Here is a 21,043-nt window from a genome sequence, read left to right as displayed (position 1 = left end):
GATTTGTAAATGTGATTGGTCTACTTAACCCGGCTTTTGGGAATACTTGTGTAAATGCGTAATGATTTGCGCTCTTACGATTAAATGGTGATTGCAACCATTATTATGTATTCAATTTCTATTATAAGTTCTTTAGTGGTTGGCAGTGTATTTCTGGTGACTGGTATTGTCAAAACACTCGCACCCACAAGATTTATTATCCACATCAGTTAATTGCGGTTATTTTCGCAAAAAGTGAATGTAGGTGCAGCGATCGCTTTTACAATTCTAGAGTGCGTCCTTGGGATAGCCTTGATTTTGCGGCTGTTTTCCCAGTGGCTGTTTCTCAGTACAATTGTTTTGCTATTAATCCTATCGAGTTTAACTTACTGGAGTATCTTGACCAAACGTACAGATGATTGTGGTTGCTACAACGGTATAATTGATATCAGTCCCAAACAAAGTTTACTCCTCAATGTTCTCTACATTACTTTGATGGGGTTAACTTGGTTTTATCCCGTTGCCGATATTTTAGTCTACTTTCATGCTTGGTTTTGAACCGAAGGCTCATGGAAGTATCTTGCAAAAATCCCAGATACGTGGGACAAGTAGGTTAGAGTTGGGTAGCATCTATGACCTACGAACAGGTAAAGAGCCTGAAGTCAGAAAACTTTAAACGCTTGTGTGGTGTACGTCCAAATACTTTTAGCAAGATGGTAGAGGTAGTGCGCTCACAAGAGCGAACAAAACAGAAAACAGGACGACCAGGTAAATTAAGCTTAGTTATCTTGGTATGAACTACCTTTAGCTCAAGCGAAGCTAGCTAGAGAGTTTCTACATCCTCTAGTTCATTGACAGCAAAGTTACTTTGAGATTTTTGTCTGCATCAAAGACCTCGGCAGCCGCCCGCTGATTTGAGACGTTATGCAGATGTTCCCAGAGGTATATGTATGGACAAAGATCAACTAAAGCGGGTTTTGACGGAGCGGATGGCAATCGGTCCTGGTCAGCCGTGGTTTGAGTCCTTAGTAGACCCCATCGACTGGTTCGTTCCTCCTGACTTCACATTCAGCCAGATTTTTTTTACACAACAAACCGCTTCTGCACTGGTGCGCGCGCTGGATGTATATGCGAATCCCTGTTGCCTTTGTACGCCTCGGCTTGCAGCCGAATGGTATCGACGAGGGCGCTGGGTGACGCTTCTAGACATCGACCCAAAGTTTGCCGAATTTGCGGAGTTTCTCCCTTATGATTTGCGGGAGCCGCAGCCGATTAACCGGGAATTTGATGTGATTATTGTTGATCCCCCGTTCTTCATCCCTGAGCCAGTGTATCAGGCGATCAATGTTCTGACTGGGGATCGGCGACCGGATCTGTTCTTGGTGTTTGCCGTCGAACACGAAGCCAAACTGCTGCAACTTTTTGCCGAGTATCGACTGCAACCAACAGATTTCAATCTGCGGCATAACAATGTAAAAGCCAGTCACCAGCCTTTGTTTCGGTTGTACGGTAGTCAGCCCAATTTGCTCTATAATCAGAACGAAAATTGACCGACTTAAGTGAAAGTCCTGGCAAGGCGATCGCTCAAACGGAGCGATCGCCTTAGCGAAACAGAGCCGACTTCAAAAACTAAAGGCGAATGGCACGCAAGTCACAACCGTATAGTAACCTAAGTTGCTAGTTATCAAAAAGTGCCTTTACTTAAGTACAACATTTTATTTTTTGCCACTCGACAAATCATATCCTTTTCGCCAACACAAGCAACGTCAACTAGTGGGTAGTTCTATGGGGCAACGATACGACCTCAACTTTCAAGAGCTATGATCAGGGATAGTTTGCACAGCAATACAGTTGAGTTAAAGATTGTTTGTAGAAATTTTATCCACGTAGAGACTAGCAATTGCAAGGTCTCTACATAGGTTATTGGTCAGGCAAATCAATTATGGCTAAATTATTAAATCGTCAAGCTGGTCAGCAGCACAACCCCCGTCAGATTCTCAGTGTACAGGAATTAAGTGCTTTAAACAATCGCTCCAACTCTAAAGGGCTAGTTCAACTGGCTTTGCATCTAACTATTATGGGATGCAGTGGTTACCTGTGGGCGACAAATTTGGGCATTTGGTCGCTGGCAATACCAGCACTAGCGATTTATGGTTTTAGTATTGCTTCGATGTTTGCACCTATGCACGAATGCGTTCATAGAACTGCATTTGCTTTTCGTCGTTTAAATGATACTGTTGCTTGGTGTGCAGGTTTGCTCTCATTTTATAACAGCACTTTCTTCCGTTATTATCACAAATGGCATCACCTCTACACTCGCGTTCCCGATAAAGATCCAGAATTAACGGACCCGAAACCAAGCAACTTAGGTAAATACTTATTAATAATTAGCGGTTTACCCTGGTGGTTAGGAAAAATTCGTGGGCATTTTCGGATTGCATTCGGTCAACTTGACGATTGTCCATTTATCCCAGAATCAGCACAAGCTAATGTTATTCGCTCTATTAGATGGCAATTAGCTGTTTATGCAGCTGCGATCGCTGTTTCAATTGCAGTCGGTCAGCCTTGGTTTATACTTTATTGGCTACTACCGTTGATTGTCGGTCAGCCGATTCTACGTTTTATTCTATTAGCGGAACATACAGGTTGCACTCTTGACGCTAATCGGCTGACGAATACGCGGACAACATTAACACTCTGGCCTGTGCGAATTTTCATGTGGAATATGCCATTTCATGCCGAGCATCATTTATACCCATCAATTCCGTTCCACGCCCTAGCTGATGCCCATAAGCAGTTGAGTTTGCACTTTGCTCACATTGAACCAGGTTATATAAAAGTTAACAGGGATATTGTAACTAAATCGGGACAATCAGCAATATGACAAAATCGCCAAGTTTTCTAACGCTAGAAAACTTTAGGCTTGAGTGTGGTGCAACTCTATCCGAAGCGAGGTTAGTGTATCAAACTTACGGCAAACTCGCAAGTGATCGCACTAATGCCATTCTCTACCCAACTTCTTACGGAGCGCAACATTGCGACATTGACTGGTTGATTCGTGCCGATAGTATTCTCGACCCCAGCCGTTGGTTTATTATCATTCCCAATATGTTTGGTAATGGACTTTCGAGTTCGCCCAGCAACTGCCAAGATTGTGGTCTTAGCGAACAAGGCTTTTGGTTTAGCCATGTAGATAATGTTCGCGCTCAAGAGCAATTGTTACGAGAAGTATTTGGGATTGAACATCTGGCACTAATTTACGGCTGGTCAATGGGCGCACAGCAAGCATATCACTGGGGAGTATTGTATGGCGATCGCGTTACTCGAATTGCAGCGCTGTGCGGTACAGCTCGTACCACCGACCATAATCGAATTTTTTTGCAAAGTCTGCGAACAGCGCTGACAGCTGACCCTACTTGGAATGGTAACAGATTTGAAGCTATTCCAGAGCGGGGATATAGAGCTTTTGCACGGATTTATGCTAGTTGGGCTGCTTCTCAAGCATTTTATCGCCAGGGAATTTACTACAGGCTGGGCTATACATCCTTAGAAGACTACTTACTACGTGCTTGGGAGTCTAACTACAGAAAGCGTGACCCGCATAATCTGCTGGCAATGATTGATACTTGGTTACACTGCGATGTCAGCGATAACTTCATCTACCAAAGCGATTATAAAAAGGCTATGGGTGCAATTAAAGCCAAAACGCTGGTAATGCCATCCACAACAGATTTATACTTTACTCCGGAAGATTGTGCTGCGGAAGCAGCGCTGATTCCTGAAGCTAAATATTTACCAATTCCTTCTTTTTGGGGTCATAGAGCAGGTAATCCCTACCAAAATCCTACTGATGAAGACTTCATCCGAGTTGCAATACAGAAATTGCTGGAAGAATAACGAAATATAGTTTTGGTATGGTTCGATTTGGAATTTTTAATTGGAGCAAAGCAACTTGACTAACTCACTTTCTGAAATTGCCCGCCAAAAAAGTATCCGTTATTTTTTAATTTCATTCACAGATTTGTTTGGGGTACAACGAGCAAAACTTGTGCCTGCTGCAAGCATTGATAGCATGGCAGCTAATGGTGCAGGATTTGCCGGATTTGCGGCTTGGCTAGATATGACTCCAGCAGACCCAGATATTTTAGCGATACCTGACCCGATTAGTCTATTTCAATTACCTTGGGAGACTGAAGTTGCCTGGATGCCTGCGGATCTCTACACTATGAATGGACAACCCATAGAACAAACCCCCAGACTTGTATTAAAGCGCGTCCTCAAACAAGCCCTTGAGTTAGGCTATAGCGTTTGCACAGGAGTAGAATGTGAGTTTTTTCTGCTTTCACCAGATGGTAACAGTATATCTGATTTGCGCGGTCGCCAAAGCAAACCCTGCTACGATCAACAAGCCCTGATGCGCCGCTATGAAGTAATTCGCGAAATCTGCGATGCCATGTTGACATTTGGTTGGGGTGCTTACCAAAACGACCATGAAGACGCAAACGGTCAGTTTGAGATGAATTGGATGTATGCCGATGCCCTTGTCACCGCAGACCGTCATGCCTTCTTTAAATATATGGTCAAAACAATTGCCGAAAAGCACGGGTTGCGTGCTACCTTCATGCCCAAGCCTTTCCCCCATTTGACTGGTAACGGTTGCCACACTCATTTGTCTATTTGGGATGCAGCAGGTAAAGTAAATCTCTTTCACCAAGAGCAAGGAGAACTCGGACTTTCGCCTTTAGCTTACCAGTTCATTGCAGGCGTGTTGCATTCTGCCGAGGCGCTGTGTGCTTTTTCCAATCCTACAATCAATTCCTACAAACGAATTAACGCACCAGTGACTACTTCTGGGGCAACTTGGGCCCCTAGCACCATTACCTACAGTGGCAATAACCGCACTCATGCTATCCGCATTCCTGATGCTGGACGCTTTGAGTTTCGTCTTGCTGACGGTGCGGCTAATCCCTACCTACTACCTGCTGCACTCATCGCCGCCGGACTGGATGGAATTGTCCAAAAGCGCAATTCTGAGCCACGTTATGACAATAATAGCTATACAGATCCGCTTCCCCTTGGTCAGGTAAAACAGCTGCCGACAAACTTATTAGATGCATTACGCTGCTTAAAAGCAGACACAGTTCTACCCCAAAGCCTTGGAGAACGATTAACAGCAGCTTATTTAAAATTGAAGCACCAACAATGGAATGAATACAGTACCTGCATCACTCCTTGGGAACTGGAAAATACGTTAGATTGCTAACTATAGAGATTTAATTGAAAGCGATATACACCAAGCGCAAGTAGATTATGGAAAATTTAACCTTCAGCTACAAGCTCAATGTTTTTCTGCTCTTGCGGTGTCGTAATTGTTTCTCATCTCCCCCATGCTTGCACCTGACTTGGATTTCTAGAATGATGTAATAAACTGTACAGATGTTAGCACTCATATACTCCAACCAACCGCGCTTGCTCAATCACATGGTCAGCGATCACATTCTAAAAATATCGATGAAGTCGAGTTGAGAAGTCGCTCTAAATGCATATTTATATTCAGTCATTAGAGATAACTCATTTTATTAGTACATATATATTATATAAAGAGGAATGTATTTAAATCTGTCTCGACAATTGAAATAAAGGAACCGACAGCAAATGGCAATTGAAGAACTACGAAAAAACGACATGATGGCACACCTGCTTGATTCTCTTGACGCAGGTCAAGATATTGGTCATTACGGAAGGTTAGTATTTGCAATGGTGGCGCGTCATTTTTTAAGTGAATCTGAATTAATTGATTATCTTCAAAAAGACAAAAACTTCAGCTCTGAACAAGCGCGTTCAATGTATCTACAAGTGCAGGGTAAAGATTATAATCCCCCTCGACGAGAACGCGTTCTTCAATGGCAATCACAGCAAGATTTTATCATTTGCCCTAATGCCGATGACCCAGATGCTTGTAATGTCTACAAAGACTTACAGTTCCCTGAGGAAACTTATGAACATATTTCTGAATACCACGAGCAAAAAGCTTGATACATTACCCCATCTACTCCACCCATTGGGGCGCATCGACAAGCAGTTGAGCAAATTTGCCTGGGTAAACGTCCTCGAACTCCAGCATTACGCCCCACCTTTCATCAATTGTAAGGGTACTAAGTAATTCTTGACGCGATCGCATGATGAAATTGGAGTGCTTGTTTAACGTCGTAATTATAGGAGTTTGAGATGTTTATTGTTGATAATAAAGTAAGAGCCGATTCGTAAAGAAAATCTAAAATCTAAAACTGCATGGCTTGATTGATATATATTTCAATATCTTTACCTGCGTGCAAAAACCAAATATTAGTACGTTGCATCCTTATTTGAGAGATAGCCTGTTGATTTCGCTGGGAAATTTGGGGAACTATAGTGTTTATCCCGCCTTCTACCAAACCTGCTAAGATGTTGCCTCTAGAGTTATTAGTGGTATATTCTGTGCTGTTGCTAGTTATAGTAATTTGGGAATCAGTACGATTGTATAACTCTCCTGCTTTACCAGCAGCACCTAAGAAAAATACTCCTACATCCATCCCAGCAATGGATGATCCTTGATTGGGAAATTGGTTTGCTATTAAAGGTTTACCTTGGGGAGCGCGAATAATCATAGCATTTTGCGGTAAGCTTTTTTCTGTAAGGATGCGATTATTTTGCACAATGACTTTCACTACATCCAGCTTTAGTAAACCCTGTTGGTAAATAGAACGAACTTCAGTTAATAACTCTGTGTTAGCAGGTAAAGCGGTCGCACCATCTACAGATTTTAATGGTTGTTTTAAACGCACAACAAATACGTTTTTGTTTCCGTCTTGATTTTTGTTACTCTTTGCTTTAGTAGTTTCCCCAAATATAGCTGTTGCTAATATAGCTTTAGCGGTAGTTCCCACTGCTACCAATTTTGAATTTGGTGATTGTACTTGGCTCGCCATATAAGTTGTCCGTGATTGGATTCGGTTAGCATGAAAATTCGGTATCTGTCGCGCCACTTGTGTATTTTGTTTATCTGCATAATTAGTAATTCTACTATTTGGTTTACCAGTAAAATTTACCTGACCATAGCTACCTAGCTTTGCTAACCTTGTCCATTCTTTGATTGGGTTTGGTGTGGGTGGTGGAGTAAAATTAACCACTGATTGAGTGTCTGGCTTTACAGATGACAGCTGTAAAGGTTGAGGTACTCGTTTAACTGTGGCTATCCCAGACCGAGAAACTCTTTGTATAGGTGTTGGTGTTCTTTGCAGTTTAATTGGCTGTTTATTTCTATCACCTGACGATTCTACATTTAAAGTGACTACAAGCTGATGAGGTTTTAATTTTTTACTTTCAAGGTTTTGTTGTGTGGCTTTGATCAATTCTGCTTGTTCAGTCAGGGCTAATTTAGTTTTCAGAACTTCTATTTCTCCTTCTAGCCCTTGAGGACTGGATGCAGGAGTTAGTTGCGATCGCTCTTGTGAGACAACAATATTATTTTTTGGCTTTTGACTGCTAGTGCTCATCAGCTGGGATAAAAACCCGCTCACCAACAAAACTATAGCTAAGGTAGCAGTTCCCCCCACTAAGCCTAATTTAGCAAAAGGGTTAGATGAGAGGGATTGTTTAGTTTGAACTTCTTGTGCTTCCGAAACTGACTGCTCTAAAGTAGTAAAATCTTTTAAAGCTAGGGCTTCAACAGCAGGAAATTCTTCTCCAAAGCCAACCAACCTCACCATTCGTAATTCCCAATCTAAAGAGTCTACTTCTAGTGGAGGTTCATCCGAGGTTAGAGTATATAGATTTTGTGCAGAAGTTTTTGAAGAAATTGAATATTGAGTCATTGTATAACTGAGTTTTCATTTTTTTAATAATTCTTATTCTCAAACTTATAATTTTTTTATATTAATATTTTAAAATTCACTTTATTAACTTACATAATCATCTACTAATCCTATTTATTTTTATAAAATCGCAAGGTTTAGATACGTGAATTATCTAATAAGTAGGGAATCTCGTTGTTCGCGAATTTTTTTGAATTTCTATACTTGATTGAGCAAACTATATTTTATATATAGCCGTAGTCACACAGGTTAGAACATAAGGATGGAGTGAATGCTAGAGTTAGCAATAGTTTTACCTCCTGCCTCCTGCCCTCTGCCTCCTGCTATACAAGGTTTTAATATTATCAGTTAGCTGAATTTGATATTTTGTGAACAAAACACATTTGAATCAAGTTTTTGTTTGGAGTATTACTAATGCTTAAAAGCCTGCTTCCGGCAGGCTTTATTTACATACATCTAAACTTCAAGATTAAGTATTAATTCGGGCTTGATATTATTCCCTATTAACTCACATTATCCTGAAGTAACTGTTACCAAGGCAAAGGAAAGGGTCCACCAAACTTTCTCATCTCTGCAAAAAAGCCCCCTTGAGAACCTCCATCTGGTAGTGTAGCTAAATAAACAGCTGTTTCTGCACCTTCTTCTGCGGTCAAGGGCGCATCTGCTCCTCCAATATCAGTTTTCATCCATCCAGGAGAATAGTTATTGACTAAAATATTAGTGCCCTGCAACTCCTTTGCCAATAGAGAAGCCACTCCATTTAAACCAATTTTTGACAGCCGATATGAGGGAGCAAGGGGATAAAAATCATTACTGATAAAATTCAAGGATGCCATTTCAGTGGATACATTAACAATGCACCCATAATTACGCTCTTTCATCAGAGGAATTAGTGCTTGAGACACACGCAAAGGACCAACAGTATTAACTGTAAATGTTGAGATAACTGTATCTAATTTAGCAGTAAGAAGACTGCTTTCTTCAGGTTCTTTTGCAGGGTTTACTCCTGCATTATTAACTAAGATGTCTACTCGCCCATACTGTTTGCGTAATGCAGCTACAAAGTCTTCAACACTTCTGTCATCAGTGACATCAAGAGGTAAATAGTCTATTTCCTGACCTTGCAGGACCAATTTTTCGCGAGCTTCCAATCCTTTTGCTTTATCGCGGCCAGTTATAATCACTTGAATATTGTCAAGATTTGCTAATTTTTTAGCAATCTCAAAACCAAGACCTTTGTAGCTTCCTGTAATCACTGCAACTCTTTTTTCTGTACTCATGATCGTATCCTTTGTATCCTTTTACAAGAGTGTAAATTAAGACATACTTGCCATAACTTTATACTGGTTCAGCGGCTGGAACTAGCAAAAGCCGGGGAATCAGGACGTTACCTGGCTGTTCTAAAATGAAACGAACGCAATGGGCGATGTCTGCTGATTGCAGTACACCTCCGGAATAGACGAAATTCTTTTGTTCCTCACCCCACTTCTCGTATAAGCCTGTATCCACAGTACCTGGAGCGATACTTGATACACGAATGTCGGTTCCTGCGAGTTCTACGCGCAGAGAATCCGTAAAGGCCTCAATGGCAGATTTAGTACCGCAGTAAGCGCCTAATTAGGGGGTTGTTTTTAGCCCAGCATACTTGAAGTATTGATTAAAAATCCCCTGCCGGACTGCTTAAAGTGTTTCAATGCTGTGTAAGCTATTCTATAAGCAGATTCCACATTGACTCTAACCATCTGGCAGATGGCTTCGATATCAACAGCTTCAATCGGACCTACAGTCATCACGCCTGCATTGTTGAAAACCACGTCAAGTTGACCAAAAGTTTGGATAGCAAAATCTACCAATTTTTGTGGCAATTCGGGGTTTGTAATCTCACCAGAAACGACTTTGGCGTTTTGTAGTTTAGAGGCTAGGTGTTCAAGTTTATCTTGCGATCGCGCTGTGAGTACTAGATTGGCACCTGCTGCGTCTAACTCCTTGGCAACTGCCTCGCCGATCCTACCACTAATACGGGTACTCATGATAATGACACGACAGTTGGCTGGTTCAAGCAATTATTACCCACACAAAGAGAACAAGTCTTGCGTTATTTGGGTTGTAATAGTAAGTCTAGAATCCACTGGGATTTGATTCGATTGGCACTGAGTTCTGTAGCTAATCAGGCGATTATTCCTCTACAGGACGTTTTGGGATTGGCCAGCGAAGCTCGGATAAATTTTCCTGGCAAAACTGTAGGTAGTTGGCGTTGGCGATATCAGTCCGCAGCTTTAACGCCAGAGGTTGGCGATCGCCTCAGAACAATGACTGAAACTGATGAAAGGGCAAGCGAATAATTCGTAATTGAGCGTCAAGCATCAGTGAGAGGTTAAGGGTATAGAGCTTTTATCAATAAGTAATACTACTTAAAATTATACTGAAAATCGGGTTAGTCAACAGAATTTTTGGGCTAACGATCACGTCATATTTAAAAGATTCCTTCTTGCCTCAAAATCCAGTACTCCAGTATAAAAATTAATTTTATACTCAATATTTTGCCCAGGCTTCAGTATGATTACTAGTTGACAAGAATGATTTTGTCTTAACCTCTCACGAATTACGTTCGCGTAGTATCTTTTAGAGAAGGAGCGTCATTATCAATTACCACTGAACCAAAAAGTTTTTCTTCAAAAAGTGATCGCACTTTCAGAAAAACTTTTTGGTTTACTAATTAAAAACTTACATCTTTAATAAATCAAAAAAATGCAACCTTGATCCGAAATTTCAACCCTTTAAACAGCACGTCATTTCATTCATACTGTAATTCAAGTGGGAATTCTAGTATGAATGTTTCTCGAAATTGGCTTCAAAATACTACAATGATTAATATGAAAACCCGAACTAATTACTACAAAGATTTGTCAGCTGATTATTCAAAACCAGAACTCGTTACTTCTGATGTAGCGAAAAAACTCATCAATGATGCCGAAAACTATGTGGCAAAAAAAGAAAAGATATTACCACAAATAGACTCTTATTACACATTGCAACAAATTGAACAAGAGAATAAGGAGTGGTGGCCTACTCATTGCGAAGCATTAAGGCAAGGAAGAGGTGATATATTAACCCATGAATATCGTAATGACCTCGTTTATTTATGCCAAGATGGTCCTTATTACGGCTTAGAACAACAAAAATTACGAGAGCAACATTGGTGGGCATTAATTGCTCAACCAGGAGTAATTATGTGCTGGCCAATCGTTATATTTCATGGAGAATTTACCTACTTTGAATGGAAGTGTGTAGACGATGAAACCAACGAAACTATTGCTAAGGGAAATGTAACCTGGGTTCGACGTGGTCATAGAGGTGCTTGTTACCTCAAAACTGAGCAACTAACTTTCTACCGTGATGTTTTTGCCCCAGAGAAACTGCTGAATTTGATAACCACAACTTAATAATATAAAAGAGTATAAAGCACACAGAATGTGGTTGTGAAGCTCGAAAATAGTTTGAGAGAGATGAGTAATTAAGAAGGTAGCAGAGCGTGATGGTTAATTATAAAGGTAAAATTGGTGTACTCATTGAAGAGCATTTTGATCAAACAGAATATCGAAAGTTTAACGAGTACTTCCCTAAACAAGGTTATGAAGTAGATTATATTTCTCATTTGTGGGGTAATCCACAATTAAAATTCGGCTCAAATCCTGATAATGATGAAGTCGAAGAACATATCATTGTAACTACAGAAGTCAACAACATCGACCCATCTGACTATAAAGGCATCATTCTAATTGGTGCTTATGCTATGGATCGTCTAAGATATCAAGTTTCTGTAAATAAAGGACAGAAAAATCAAGCTCCGGCAGTTATATTTCTTAGAAAAGCTTTACAAACATCAGGTTTGAAAATAGGAACAATCTGTCATAGTTTGTGGCTATTATGCGCTGATTCAGATTTAATTAAAGGTCGCAAAGTTACTTGTGCTCATAACATTATTTGTGATGTTGAGAATGCTGGTGGTGAAGTTATATATGACCAGGATGTGACTGTTGAATTAGTTGTAGATGGTAACCTGATTTCAGGCAAACATCCTGGAGTCGTGGATAAATTTCTAGAAGTTTTTATAGCGGAGATTGAAAAGCAGGAAAAAATGCAGAAAGTAGGAGAGGGAAAGTAATCATTAAATAATATGTATCAGAGTACAGTTAATATCTAGAAAAAAAAGAGGTAATTATGCAAGGTAAGCAAAAGGTTACATCTGGCTTCGGTAACTTGTTGAAAGGTGTCAATCATATTGGGGTAACAGTTGAGAACATAGAAAAATCCCTCGAATTTTATACTGAAGTGTTAGGAGGAAGACTAATTGTTAAAGGAACTGGTCTTTCGGGTGATACCATACACAACACTCTCCTTCAGAAAGAGGAGCTTGATGCACTTCAATTAGGTATTGAGTATCCAAAAACTATTGGTATCCCTAACCTAAGAAATGGTGAGAATAATCTAAATGTTTATTTTGTTCAATTTGATAACGTTGTAATTGAACTCCTTCATTATACTGATGCTTCATCTGGTAAAACCTTTACAGCGAAAAATCCTAATTCTAGCCCTGCCTTTGTTAATTCGATGCACATAGCTTTTCATCTGCAAGATAACATTGATGTAAATGATTTTGCACGAAAATTTGAAGAGGAGTGTCAACAGCGTGGGCTAAATAATGTTCGTTTTAATAGAACAATTCGAGTCCCTTCAGAAGATGAAAGAAAAAGCAGTGATCTGAAGTATAATTCTTGCAAATTTATAGATACTTCCGACAATTCTGTTGGCGATTTTGATGGATGGACGCTGCTTTATTTTAAAGGCCCTAATGGAGAACAACTAGAATTTAACCAAGTGACTAGAAAAGCTAAAGTCCTTTTTGAAAATGCCAAAGAAGATTTCAATAAAGCAAAATTATCAGAATTAATTATTTGTTGATGAGCTAGTAATACAAGTCTAGTTAATTAGTGTTGATTAAAATGCTACTTGAGACCATCAGTAATAACAGGTAACTTATTTAGTACTCACGCCTTTTAACTCGATCTTAACAGTTTGTATAACGTTGTTCGGCTTTCTCTACTCTCAGAAAAAGTTAAATCGTCACAAGTTTAGGTATTTGCGATTGCACACTGAGATTTTTAAATACTATTTGACTGGACTTGATATTATGGTGCTGCATAAATGCATGAGGAATTGGTGGTTGAAACTATTGAAATTTGTTCTAAATTGGGCGAAATCATCCCATGATTCAGTAACGCCGATATTATGAATGGATACCTTACAAACATTCTCTAAGAAAACGCCATTCGCTATTGAGGTTTAAGAATTAGTTAATCATAAGGAATGATATCTATGGTTTATAAGTTTTCTGGACGGCGTCGCTTTCTTCAAACTACTGCTTTATTCTCTGCTAGTTTAGCAGCCTCAATAGCTCGTACTCGTTTTGTTAGTGCTAGTGATGAGTCTGTAGAAGCTATAGTTGTCGGTAGTGGTTTTGGTGGGGCGGTTGCAGCTCTGCGTTTAGGGAAAGCCGGTATCAAAACGTTAGTGCTAGAGCGAGGTCGTCGTTGGCCTATTACATCTGCTCAAAATACTTTTGCTACTTACCGTAATCCTGATGGTCGTTCCGCTTGGCTCAATCCCACAACAGTGGTATACGACCCAGTACCCATAGATGTATATACAGGAATTTTAGAACGTCTAGATGAAAATGGAATTTCTGTTTTGTGTGGCGCTGGAGTTGGAGGCGGGTCGTTAGTCTACAATGGTATGATGTATCAGCCCTCTCGTGAACTATTTTATCGCGTTTTTCCTCATTCAATTGACTATGATGAGTTAGATAAAATTTACTTTCCTCGTGTTCGTTCAATCGTGAAGTTAGCCCTGCTACCTCAAGATATCTTAGCTACTAGTTACTATCTATCAACACGAATATTTCTTGAGCAAGCAACTGTTGCAGGATTACCTAATCGGTTGATAGACATGGCACTTGACTGGAATATAATTCGTCAAGAAATAAATGGAGAAAAAGTGCCTTCTGCTATCATTGGTGAAGACTGGACTGGTCTCAATAGTGGAGCTAAAAATAGTTTAGATAAGAACTACTTACCTCAAGCAGAACAGACTGGAAATGTAGAAATTATGCCTCTACATATAGTCACAGAAATTACAGAAGTTACTGGTCATGGTTATCGTGTTTTCTGCAATCAGATTAATGAGTCTGGACAAATTATTAATAGCAAATCTATTACCTGTCGCTATTTGTTCCTTGCAGCTGGTTCAATGGGAACTTCTAAACTTTTGGTAAAGGCTAAAGCAACAGGTACACTGTCTAGGTTAAACAACTATGTTGGTCAAGGTTGGGCAGGAAATGGAGACAATCTTGGTAGTCGTTCAGGTTTAGCAAAACCTACAAATCCTGGTCAAGGTGGGACTGGTTCTGGTCTTATTGAACACTTCGATAATCCTCTCGGACCAATCTCCCTTGAATCTTATGCAACATGGAATGCTCCTGACGGAACTTTAACATCTCTTGGTATGGTGATACCTGAAACATCAGGTAGTTTTGAATATAATTGGGCTACAGATTCAGTTAAGCTAAATTGGCCTAGTGAATCTTTAGCAGTAAAAAAAATCCTACATACAGCAGCGTTCACCTACAATATTCTTGACCGGAAAAATGCCAACTCTACCCACCATCCTCAGACAGAAACTATTTTAGGTATGCAGCGGCCTAAATCCAAAGCGAGTGCAGCTACGACTCCTCATCCATTGGGAGGAGCGGTACTAGGAAAAGTTTGTGATCTTTATGGACGGGTAATTAATTATCAAGGGCTTTATATCGTCGATGGTTCTCTCATTCCTGGCTCTTCAGCATGTGCAAATCCTGCCTTTACCATTGCAGCCTTAGCAGAACGCTGTATGGATCGAATTATTGCAGATATTTCTTAACCTACTAATTTTCATGTCCCGTAAACGTGCACCTCAGTTGCTTAGGAAAGGTTATATAGGAATCGTACTTGAATCTTGCTAAGTATACTGAGAAATAAACCTTTGTATGGCAAGCCTATAACCAATTTGGTTTTTCAGAAATCAAATATGAGTTTTATAGCAGATCTGAATTAATTATTATTTACAACCAAAAGAGATTGATTAATGGTACATATTCTCCACATTGACTCTAGCCCTCGTGCTGAACGCTCTCATTCACGGACGCTCTCGTATGAGTTCATCACAGCTTGGAAAACTGCTCATCCTCAGGATACCGTCACCTATCGAGATTTAGGCCATCACCCAGTTCCTCATGTAGATGAATCATGGATTGCCGCTGCCTATACGCCACCAGAAGCACGCACGCCTGAACTCAATGAAGTGCTCAAGACCTCTGACAGTTTGGTAGATGAGTTGTTAGCGGCTGATTGTTATGTCTTCGCCATCCCGATGCACAACTTTAATGTGCCGTCTACATTCAAGGCTTACATTGATCAAATAGTTCGAGTTAGGCGCACCTTTACAATGGATGGTAAAGGATTAGTTGAGGGCAAAAAGATGCTAATCATTACTGCCCGAGGTTTCAGTTATCAACAAGATTCAAAATGGGCTACTTATGATTTTCAAGAGCCTTTCCTGCGTGCCATTTTTGGGTTTATTGGCATAACAGATATTAGGTTTATCAATGCTGAAGGTATTAACTTGGGCGAAGACTCTCGTACTCAGTCTTTGGCTAGGGCTGGTGTAGCGATAAAGGACATACTAGCCAGTTGGTAATCAAGGACTGAAATAGCTTTTAGTATTCCGTTGCAAAAACGGCATTATCAACTGATACCGAGTTGCTATCAAAGGTAGTACCTATGATTGCGAGCGAAACAAAGTGAAGCGAAGCAATCTCCTTTACGATAAATTACTACAACAGAACGTAACTTGGTATGACAATGCCCTTTCCCTAATCACCAATTTAAAAAGATTCTCATACTCTATGTTTATCTCTAAAATTCTGAAGCATTCAATTGTGAGAGTAGTAATAGTTAGCCTGAGTAGTTTATCAAGTCTTTATGGCGCTCGTCTATGTCATGCTGCAGTCATCAACGGGAGTTTTGAGACCGGCGATTTTAGTGGATACAGCACAATAGGTGACACTAGTATTCAAAAGGCTAATTTTGGAACCGATTTAGTAGAGGGAGATAATCATGCTCTCCTATCAACTACATCGGTTGATGGTGCTCTTTTTAATATCTCAGGAATTGACTCAGTTCCTATTTCAAACTTAGAACCCTTTTTAGGTTTAGCATCTGGAAGCCTAAGTAGTCTTGGAAATGGCGATGCTATAAATGCTTCCGCCATCAAACAAACATTCACAGCACAAGCTGGCGAGACTGTTTCTTTTCGTTATAATTTTTTGACAGATGAGGATAAAGCAAGCCCTAATTTTAATGATTTTGCCTTCGCCGTGCTTGAGCCATCCACAACCAATCAGCCATCTATAATCAAACTGGCTGACACATTCTCAAGTTTCAATCCTTCTTCTTTCTTCAGACAAGAAACTGGATATAAGACTTTTTCTACCTTAATACCAACCTCTGGAATATTTACATTGGGATTAGGGGTTGTAAATGTAAGTGACAACGGAAACCCCTCTGGACTATTGGTTGACGAAATACGATCCACTATCGCCGCCCCCAAACCCGTTCCGGAACCTTCTTATACGTTAGGTCTACTAGCGTTCATTTCTTTAAGTACGGTTTCGCGGCTATTGTATAAGGTTATGAATTGATCCTAATACGTGCAAAATTTTTCAAGTTTGGAATGTTTCATGCTGACAGGTAACAATTGGTTGTTCTTCTGTTACTCCTTTCTCGCCATCAAAATACCTAAACTTTTTTTACAAACCGTCAAGGAAGAGATGACAAATAAATAGGTAATCTTGTCGCGGGAAGGGAGTAGCTTCTGCCACTTGGGAGACTGTATTCAATCAGACTCCTTTTTTTTACCTTAACTCTTTAGTCTAGTTACCGGTGCGAAACTCAGAAGGCTCATTCTATAAAGCCTAAAAACCTTGGTTTTAGTTCCTGGAAACATCTTAAATCCGTATCCTTATTTTTTGGAAATTTAGTTTCGCACCGAAAACTAGTCTAAACTCAAATTATTTGTTGAGCCGTCATTATCAAAAAATCCAACCTTGGAGCGGAAAATTAACCATTGTGACTTTGTTTTTTATTTGTTATTTTTTATAAAGGTCAGTAAACATATAATAAAAATTATCTGTAATAATTAACCTTTGTAGTTATATTTTTCAATTTTAATTTTATCGTTAAAGGCTTAAGAGAAAGTTACGTATATTCCAAATTAAAAATTGAGCTATCCTAAAAATATTGAACCAGTATGATACCTAGATCCCTTGGTGGAAAAAAAATCGCAATTCTTGTAGAAAGTGAGTTCATCCCTGAAGAAATTGAAGCATATCAAAAACGCTTCTCAGAACTTAAAGCAACGGTACATCTGATGTCCCGCCTCTGGGACAATCCCAGCGTTCGCTTCTTTAGTAATGAAGATACGGGCAATACAACTCGAACAATAGATGTAAACATTGATTTTCAAAACGTAGATGTTAACGACTACGCAGCTGTAATTATGTCTGCTAATTATACTAGCGTGCGTCTGCGTTACTTTGAGCCACCAATAGGTCAGCCAGTCAATACCGAACAAGTTCGCACTTCACCGGCTGTACAGTTTTATGCTAAGGCAATGGCAAATCCTAGAATTATTAAAGGCGCACTTTGCCACGGTCTGTGGATACTGACACCGATACCTGAGTTACTCAAAGGTCGAAAAGTTATCTGTCATGAAGTAGTTCTTGCAGATATTATCAATGCTGGCGCAGTTTACACAACATCACCTACAGGTGTTGTGGTGGACGGCGACCTGATTACTGGTCGCTCAAAACACGAGGTTGAACCATTCATTGATGCGATTACCGAACAAATCCAACAAATATCTATTGGTACCAATCGTTTCTCAACCAGAAGGCCTACCGCCTCTGTTTCAACACTTAGAGCTGTAAGCTAACTATCGAAAATAAATTCATTACTAGGAGACAATCATTGTGAAGAAGATTCTAATAATTTTATCTGAATATGGTTATTGGGGTGAAGAACTAATAGGCCCCCTAGAAACTTTTGATGCTGCGGGATATCAAGTTGACTTTGCAACTCCAACAGGGAAAAGACCAGTAGCCCTTCCTCCGAGCATGGACCCTACTTATATCGACCCACCTTTAGGTCGGACAGTTGTATCCGAAGAGATGGCTGAAAAAGTCAAGCAGTTGGAAGATCCTAGTAATCCACGATTGGACAACCCAATCATCCTGTCACAATGGTTGCCCGATCGCCCTTACTGGAGTGCAGAAAAATTTCTTCGAGAAATGGAAGTATACAACAATGCGCTCGACAAAATACAGCCGGATTTGGAACAATACGATGCTCTTTTAATAGTGGGTGGTAGTGGCCCAATCGTTGATTTAGTCAATAACCATCGGGTTCACGACCTGATCCTCAGCTTTTACAAAAAGGGTAAGGCGATCGCAGCAGAATGCTACGGTGTAACTTGTCTGGCCTTTGCTCGTGACCTAGCAGACCGCAAAAGCATTATTTGGGGTAAGCACGTTACAGGTCATTGCAAAGAATATGATTACAAAGATGGCACAGGATTTGTCGGGGCTGATATTAATATGGGACCGCCTCCCTATCCTCTGGAGTATATTCTCCAAGATGCCACAGGCCCAGATGGAGCATATCACGGTAATTTTGGGAAAGAAATCTCTGTGATTGTCGATTATCCATTTGTTACAGGTCGGTCTACCGCAGATTCTTATACGACTGGTCAGAAGTTGGTGGAAGTTTTAGATAAAGGACTGAGGCGGTACGGATGGTAAGCTTGACTAAACAGAGCAATAAAAAGCCTTTGATGGCTAACAGAAATGGCCGCTTTGCAATCATCGAACAACTTCTGGCAGATGGTATACGCTATATGTTTGGCAACCCTGGCACAGTTGAGCAGGGGTTCCTAGATGCGTTAAAGGACTATTATCCAGAATTTGAGTATATCTTTGCATTGCAAGAGACAATAGCAGTAGGTGCAGGCGATGGCTATGCCCGCGCCACCAAAAAGCCTACTATTGTGCAACTCCATAGCGGAGTCGGTTTAGGAAATGGCATAGGAATGATTTACCAGGCCATGCGCGGTCATGCACCATTGGTGGTACTAGCTGGCGAAGCTGGTATCCGATACGATGCTATGGATGCCCAAATGGCAGCAGATTTGGTCAGCATCGCCAAGCCTGTAACAAAATGGGCAACTAGGGTCGTAGATCCTTCTTCTTTATTACGTGTGCTACGCCGAGCCATCAAAATAGCTGCCACGCCGCCTATGGGGCCGGTATTCGTCTCCCTACCGATGGATATCCTTGATGCTCCTAATGATGAAGAGATTGTTCAGACTTCTTTTCCAGTAACACGGGTTGCCCCTGAACCCGACCAACTGGCAACAGCAGCAACTTTATTGGCCGCCGCTAAACATCCCCTGATTATTATGGGCGATGGTGTAGCTTTTTCCGATGCCCAGGCTGAATTGACAGATGTAGCCGAACTCATCGGCGCACAAGTCTGGGGAGCAGATTCATCGGAAGCGAACATGAGTGCTACACATCCTCTGTTCGGAGGGCTGCTGGGTCACATGTTTGGCGATGATAGCCGTCGCGTTACATCACAAGCAGACGTGATATTGATTACTGGAACCTACGTTTTTCCAGAGGTATTTCCGGCGCTGTCTGGAGCTTTTGCTCCGTCAGCCAAAGTAATTCACATTGACTTGAATACCTATGAAATAGCGAAGAACTTTCCGGTGGATCTTGGACTACTTGGCGATCCAAAAACTACCCTTAGCAAACTAAGCACCATTCTTGAGTCAACAATGACACCTGAACAGAAGCAAGAAGCTTCTCTTAGGGCTACTCGGATAGCTGAAGACAAGAAGCAGGAATCGGCTGCTCGATTTGAAGCTGACAAGGCGGTTCGGGATTCAGTACCTCTGCATATGACTCGTTTTGCAGAGGAATTAGCTGACCATTTGCCAGCAGATGCAATTATTTTTGATGAAGCCATTACCAATTCTCCGGAACTTTGTCGCTATATACCACCGACAAAACTGGGACACTATTTCCAAACACGAGGCGGGTCGCTAGGTGTGGGTATTCCCGGAGCGATTGGTGTCAAGCTGGCTCATCCAGATAAAACTGTGGTCGGGTTCACGGGTGATGGCGGCAGTATGTATACTATCCAAGCCCTCTGGACTGCGGCGCACCACAATATAGATGCCAAATTTGTGATCTGCAATAATCATAGCTATCAAATCCTGAAGCTCAACATTTTACACTATTGGGGTGAGCAGCAAATCCCAGAACACGACTACCCATCTTCTTTTAACCTGTGCAACCCCAATATCGATTTCGCTGAGTTAGCAAGGTCTTTGGGAGTTGAGGCTATTCGAGTAGAGAAGCCAGATGGGATTGCCTCAGCTATCCAAAAAGCATTGAATCATAATGGTCCATTTTTGATTGATTTGGTACTGACAAATGAAATTGTAGGTACAAAGATTGGCGTCAAGTGTGGGCAATAGTAAGCTGAACTTTTTACTTATTAACAAGGAGAAAAATCATGACACTAACTAACGTAGCACCGCTAACAGCTGCAGAAATTAACCAACTGGCAGTAGATTGGTACTTAAAATTAGATGTTCACGCTCCCCTGGAAGAATATATTCCCTTTCTAGCTGAAGAAAATCTAGAAATGCGCTTTCCTGAAGCTACAGTTTATGGTTTTGATGGCTTTAAAGATTGGTACGATCGCGTTATCCGGATTTTCTTTGATGAAGTGCATACCTTAAAACAAGTCAGCGTTCAGCTTTCAGGAGAAGAGGCGAATGTTCAAGTCATCGTTAAATGGGAAGCTAGCGTATGGAATCCACCAGCAGCCAAAAGTCAACGCATTGTTTTAGACGCTTATCAAACTTGGATCGTCAAGCGATCGCCTAATACGGGTAAGCCAGTAGTTGCAACCTACATTGTCGATTCACTTAGTTATTATGAAGGGTCTGCACGTCTTTAAAAGTGCAGATATCCACGAACAAATGAAGTT

At 40.7% G+C, this 21,043-nt stretch carries 21 protein-coding genes and 2 pseudogenes; 19 read left to right on the top strand and 4 right to left on the bottom strand.

What is annotated here, in order from left to right:
• Nucleotides 1-5 precede the first annotated feature (5 nt).
• The 8 genes and pseudogenes from V7K56_RS37185 to V7K56_RS21520 all read left to right on the top strand — a co-directional run.
• Nucleotides 6-62 (top strand): annotated as a pseudogene (locus V7K56_RS37185) (chaplin family protein); the annotation flags it as partial.
• 151 nt (nt 63-213) lie between these two features.
• Nucleotides 214-537, top strand: a complete 324-nt coding sequence (locus tag V7K56_RS21550) for a MauE/DoxX family redox-associated membrane protein (RefSeq protein ID WP_334913395.1) — start codon at nt 214-216, stop codon at nt 535-537.
• A gap of 74 nt (nt 538-611) precedes the next feature.
• Nucleotides 612-776, top strand: coding sequence for a hypothetical protein (locus V7K56_RS21545; RefSeq protein WP_334913393.1), 165 nt, complete (start codon nt 612-614; stop codon nt 774-776).
• 117 nt (nt 777-893) lie between these two features.
• Nucleotides 894-1,529 carry a hypothetical protein gene (locus tag V7K56_RS21540; protein ID WP_334913391.1) on the top strand — a complete coding sequence of 212 codons (636 nt, stop codon included), beginning with the start codon at nt 894-896 and terminating at the stop codon, nt 1,527-1,529.
• Between the two features lie 392 nt (nt 1,530-1,921).
• The gene (locus V7K56_RS21535) at nt 1,922-2,863 is read left to right on the top strand and encodes a fatty acid desaturase family protein (RefSeq protein ID WP_334913389.1); all 942 of its coding nucleotides are present in this window, start codon (nt 1,922-1,924) and stop codon (nt 2,861-2,863) included.
• Complete coding sequence (locus tag V7K56_RS21530) at nt 2,860-3,876, top strand: alpha/beta fold hydrolase (protein WP_334913387.1); 1,017 nt, start codon at nt 2,860-2,862, stop codon at nt 3,874-3,876. Before V7K56_RS21535 ends, V7K56_RS21530 begins: the two co-directional genes overlap by 4 nt.
• Before the next feature lie 55 nt (nt 3,877-3,931).
• Nucleotides 3,932-5,242: a type III glutamate--ammonia ligase gene (gene glnT / locus V7K56_RS21525; protein ID WP_334913385.1), complete on the top strand. Its 1,311-nt coding sequence runs from the start codon at nt 3,932-3,934 to the stop codon at nt 5,240-5,242.
• 392 nt (nt 5,243-5,634) lie between these two features.
• Nucleotides 5,635-6,015, top strand: a complete 381-nt coding sequence (locus V7K56_RS21520; protein WP_334913383.1) for a hypothetical protein — start codon at nt 5,635-5,637, stop codon at nt 6,013-6,015.
• A 245-nt stretch (nt 6,016-6,260) separates the two neighbouring features.
• On the opposite strand, the gene V7K56_RS21515 is transcribed toward V7K56_RS21520, so the two are convergent.
• The 4 genes from V7K56_RS21515 to V7K56_RS21500 form a co-directional block, all read right to left on the bottom strand.
• Complete coding sequence (locus tag V7K56_RS21515) at nt 6,261-7,832, bottom strand: TrbI/VirB10 family protein (protein ID WP_334913381.1); 1,572 nt, start codon at nt 7,830-7,832, stop codon at nt 6,261-6,263.
• A gap of 530 nt (nt 7,833-8,362) precedes the next feature.
• Nucleotides 8,363-9,112: an SDR family NAD(P)-dependent oxidoreductase gene (locus V7K56_RS21510; protein ID WP_334913379.1), complete on the bottom strand. Its 750-nt coding sequence runs from the start codon at nt 9,110-9,112 to the stop codon at nt 8,363-8,365.
• Between the two features lie 58 nt (nt 9,113-9,170).
• Nucleotides 9,171-9,398: a hypothetical protein gene (locus V7K56_RS21505; RefSeq protein WP_334913503.1), complete on the bottom strand. Its 228-nt coding sequence runs from the start codon at nt 9,396-9,398 to the stop codon at nt 9,171-9,173.
• Nucleotides 9,399-9,463: 65 nt separating this feature from the next.
• Nucleotides 9,464-9,862: an SDR family oxidoreductase gene (locus V7K56_RS21500; RefSeq protein ID WP_334913377.1), complete on the bottom strand. Its 399-nt coding sequence runs from the start codon at nt 9,860-9,862 to the stop codon at nt 9,464-9,466.
• Between the two features lie 42 nt (nt 9,863-9,904).
• On the opposite strand from V7K56_RS21500, the pseudogene V7K56_RS21495 reads away from it, so the two are divergent.
• From V7K56_RS21495 to V7K56_RS21445, 11 genes and pseudogenes are all read left to right on the top strand, one after another.
• Nucleotides 9,905-10,174 (top strand): annotated as a pseudogene (locus tag V7K56_RS21495) (4-alpha-glucanotransferase); the annotation flags it as partial.
• Between the two features lie 531 nt (nt 10,175-10,705).
• Nucleotides 10,706-11,275 (top strand): hypothetical protein, encoded by a 570-nt coding sequence (locus tag V7K56_RS21490; protein ID WP_334913501.1) that lies wholly within the window; start codon nt 10,706-10,708, stop codon nt 11,273-11,275.
• Nucleotides 11,276-11,367: 92 nt separating this feature from the next.
• A complete protein-coding gene (locus tag V7K56_RS21485) occupies nt 11,368-11,997 on the top strand; it encodes a DJ-1/PfpI family protein (RefSeq protein ID WP_334913375.1) in 630 nt (209 codons plus the stop codon).
• A gap of 56 nt (nt 11,998-12,053) precedes the next feature.
• Nucleotides 12,054-12,794 carry a VOC family protein gene (locus V7K56_RS21480; protein ID WP_334913373.1) on the top strand — a complete coding sequence of 247 codons (741 nt, stop codon included), beginning with the start codon at nt 12,054-12,056 and terminating at the stop codon, nt 12,792-12,794.
• A 414-nt stretch (nt 12,795-13,208) separates the two neighbouring features.
• Entirely contained in the window at nt 13,209-14,807 is a 1,599-nt protein-coding gene (locus V7K56_RS21475) for a GMC oxidoreductase (protein WP_334913371.1), read from the top strand.
• A gap of 204 nt (nt 14,808-15,011) precedes the next feature.
• Nucleotides 15,012-15,623 (top strand): FMN-dependent NADH-azoreductase, encoded by a 612-nt coding sequence (locus tag V7K56_RS21470; protein WP_334913369.1) that lies wholly within the window; start codon nt 15,012-15,014, stop codon nt 15,621-15,623.
• A 103-nt stretch (nt 15,624-15,726) separates the two neighbouring features.
• The gene (locus V7K56_RS21465; protein WP_334913367.1) at nt 15,727-16,626 is read left to right on the top strand and encodes a hypothetical protein; all 900 of its coding nucleotides are present in this window, start codon (nt 15,727-15,729) and stop codon (nt 16,624-16,626) included.
• A 608-nt stretch (nt 16,627-17,234) separates the two neighbouring features.
• A complete protein-coding gene (locus V7K56_RS21460; RefSeq protein ID WP_334913365.1) occupies nt 17,235-17,918 on the top strand; it encodes a DJ-1/PfpI family protein in 684 nt (227 codons plus the stop codon).
• Nucleotides 17,919-17,955: 37 nt separating this feature from the next.
• Nucleotides 17,956-18,783: a type 1 glutamine amidotransferase domain-containing protein gene (locus V7K56_RS21455; protein ID WP_334913363.1), complete on the top strand. Its 828-nt coding sequence runs from the start codon at nt 17,956-17,958 to the stop codon at nt 18,781-18,783.
• Nucleotides 18,784-18,815: 32 nt separating this feature from the next.
• Entirely contained in the window at nt 18,816-20,525 is a 1,710-nt protein-coding gene (locus V7K56_RS21450) for a thiamine pyrophosphate-binding protein (RefSeq protein ID WP_334913361.1), read from the top strand.
• A gap of 38 nt (nt 20,526-20,563) precedes the next feature.
• Entirely contained in the window at nt 20,564-21,013 is a 450-nt protein-coding gene (locus V7K56_RS21445; RefSeq protein WP_334913359.1) for a hypothetical protein, read from the top strand.
• The last annotated feature ends 30 nt before the right edge of the window (nt 21,014-21,043 follow it).

This window comes from Nostoc sp. (assembly GCF_036917535.1).
Lineage (GTDB): Bacteria > Cyanobacteriota > Cyanobacteriia > Cyanobacteriales > Nostocaceae > Nostoc.
This window is presented reverse-complemented; position numbering and strand designations above follow the sequence as displayed.

Excerpts from the sequence above, each read along its gene's own strand:
- V7K56_RS21545 (WP_334913393.1), top strand. The coding sequence starts at position 612 with ATGACCTACGAACAGGTAAAGAGCCTGAAGTCAGAAAACTTTAAACGC.
- V7K56_RS21535 (WP_334913389.1), top strand. The coding sequence starts at position 1,922 with ATGGCTAAATTATTAAATCGTCAAGCTGGTCAGCAGCACAACCCCCGT.
- V7K56_RS21530 (WP_334913387.1), top strand. The coding sequence starts at position 2,860 with ATGACAAAATCGCCAAGTTTTCTAACGCTAGAAAACTTTAGGCTTGAG.
- V7K56_RS21520 (WP_334913383.1), top strand. The coding sequence starts at position 5,635 with ATGGCAATTGAAGAACTACGAAAAAACGACATGATGGCACACCTGCTT.
- V7K56_RS21515 (WP_334913381.1), bottom strand. The coding sequence starts at position 7,832 with ATGACTCAATATTCAATTTCTTCAAAAACTTCTGCACAAAATCTATAT.
- V7K56_RS21510 (WP_334913379.1), bottom strand. The coding sequence starts at position 9,112 with ATGAGTACAGAAAAAAGAGTTGCAGTGATTACAGGAAGCTACAAAGGT.
- V7K56_RS21500 (WP_334913377.1), bottom strand. The coding sequence starts at position 9,862 with ATGAGTACCCGTATTAGTGGTAGGATCGGCGAGGCAGTTGCCAAGGAG.
- V7K56_RS21490 (WP_334913501.1), top strand. The coding sequence starts at position 10,706 with ATGAAAACCCGAACTAATTACTACAAAGATTTGTCAGCTGATTATTCA.
- V7K56_RS21485 (WP_334913375.1), top strand. The coding sequence starts at position 11,368 with ATGGTTAATTATAAAGGTAAAATTGGTGTACTCATTGAAGAGCATTTT.
- V7K56_RS21480 (WP_334913373.1), top strand. The coding sequence starts at position 12,054 with ATGCAAGGTAAGCAAAAGGTTACATCTGGCTTCGGTAACTTGTTGAAA.
- V7K56_RS21475 (WP_334913371.1), top strand. The coding sequence starts at position 13,209 with ATGGTTTATAAGTTTTCTGGACGGCGTCGCTTTCTTCAAACTACTGCT.
- V7K56_RS21470 (WP_334913369.1), top strand. The coding sequence starts at position 15,012 with ATGGTACATATTCTCCACATTGACTCTAGCCCTCGTGCTGAACGCTCT.
- V7K56_RS21460 (WP_334913365.1), top strand. The coding sequence starts at position 17,235 with ATGATACCTAGATCCCTTGGTGGAAAAAAAATCGCAATTCTTGTAGAA.
- V7K56_RS21450 (WP_334913361.1), top strand. The coding sequence starts at position 18,816 with ATGGCTAACAGAAATGGCCGCTTTGCAATCATCGAACAACTTCTGGCA.
- V7K56_RS21445 (WP_334913359.1), top strand. The coding sequence starts at position 20,564 with ATGACACTAACTAACGTAGCACCGCTAACAGCTGCAGAAATTAACCAA.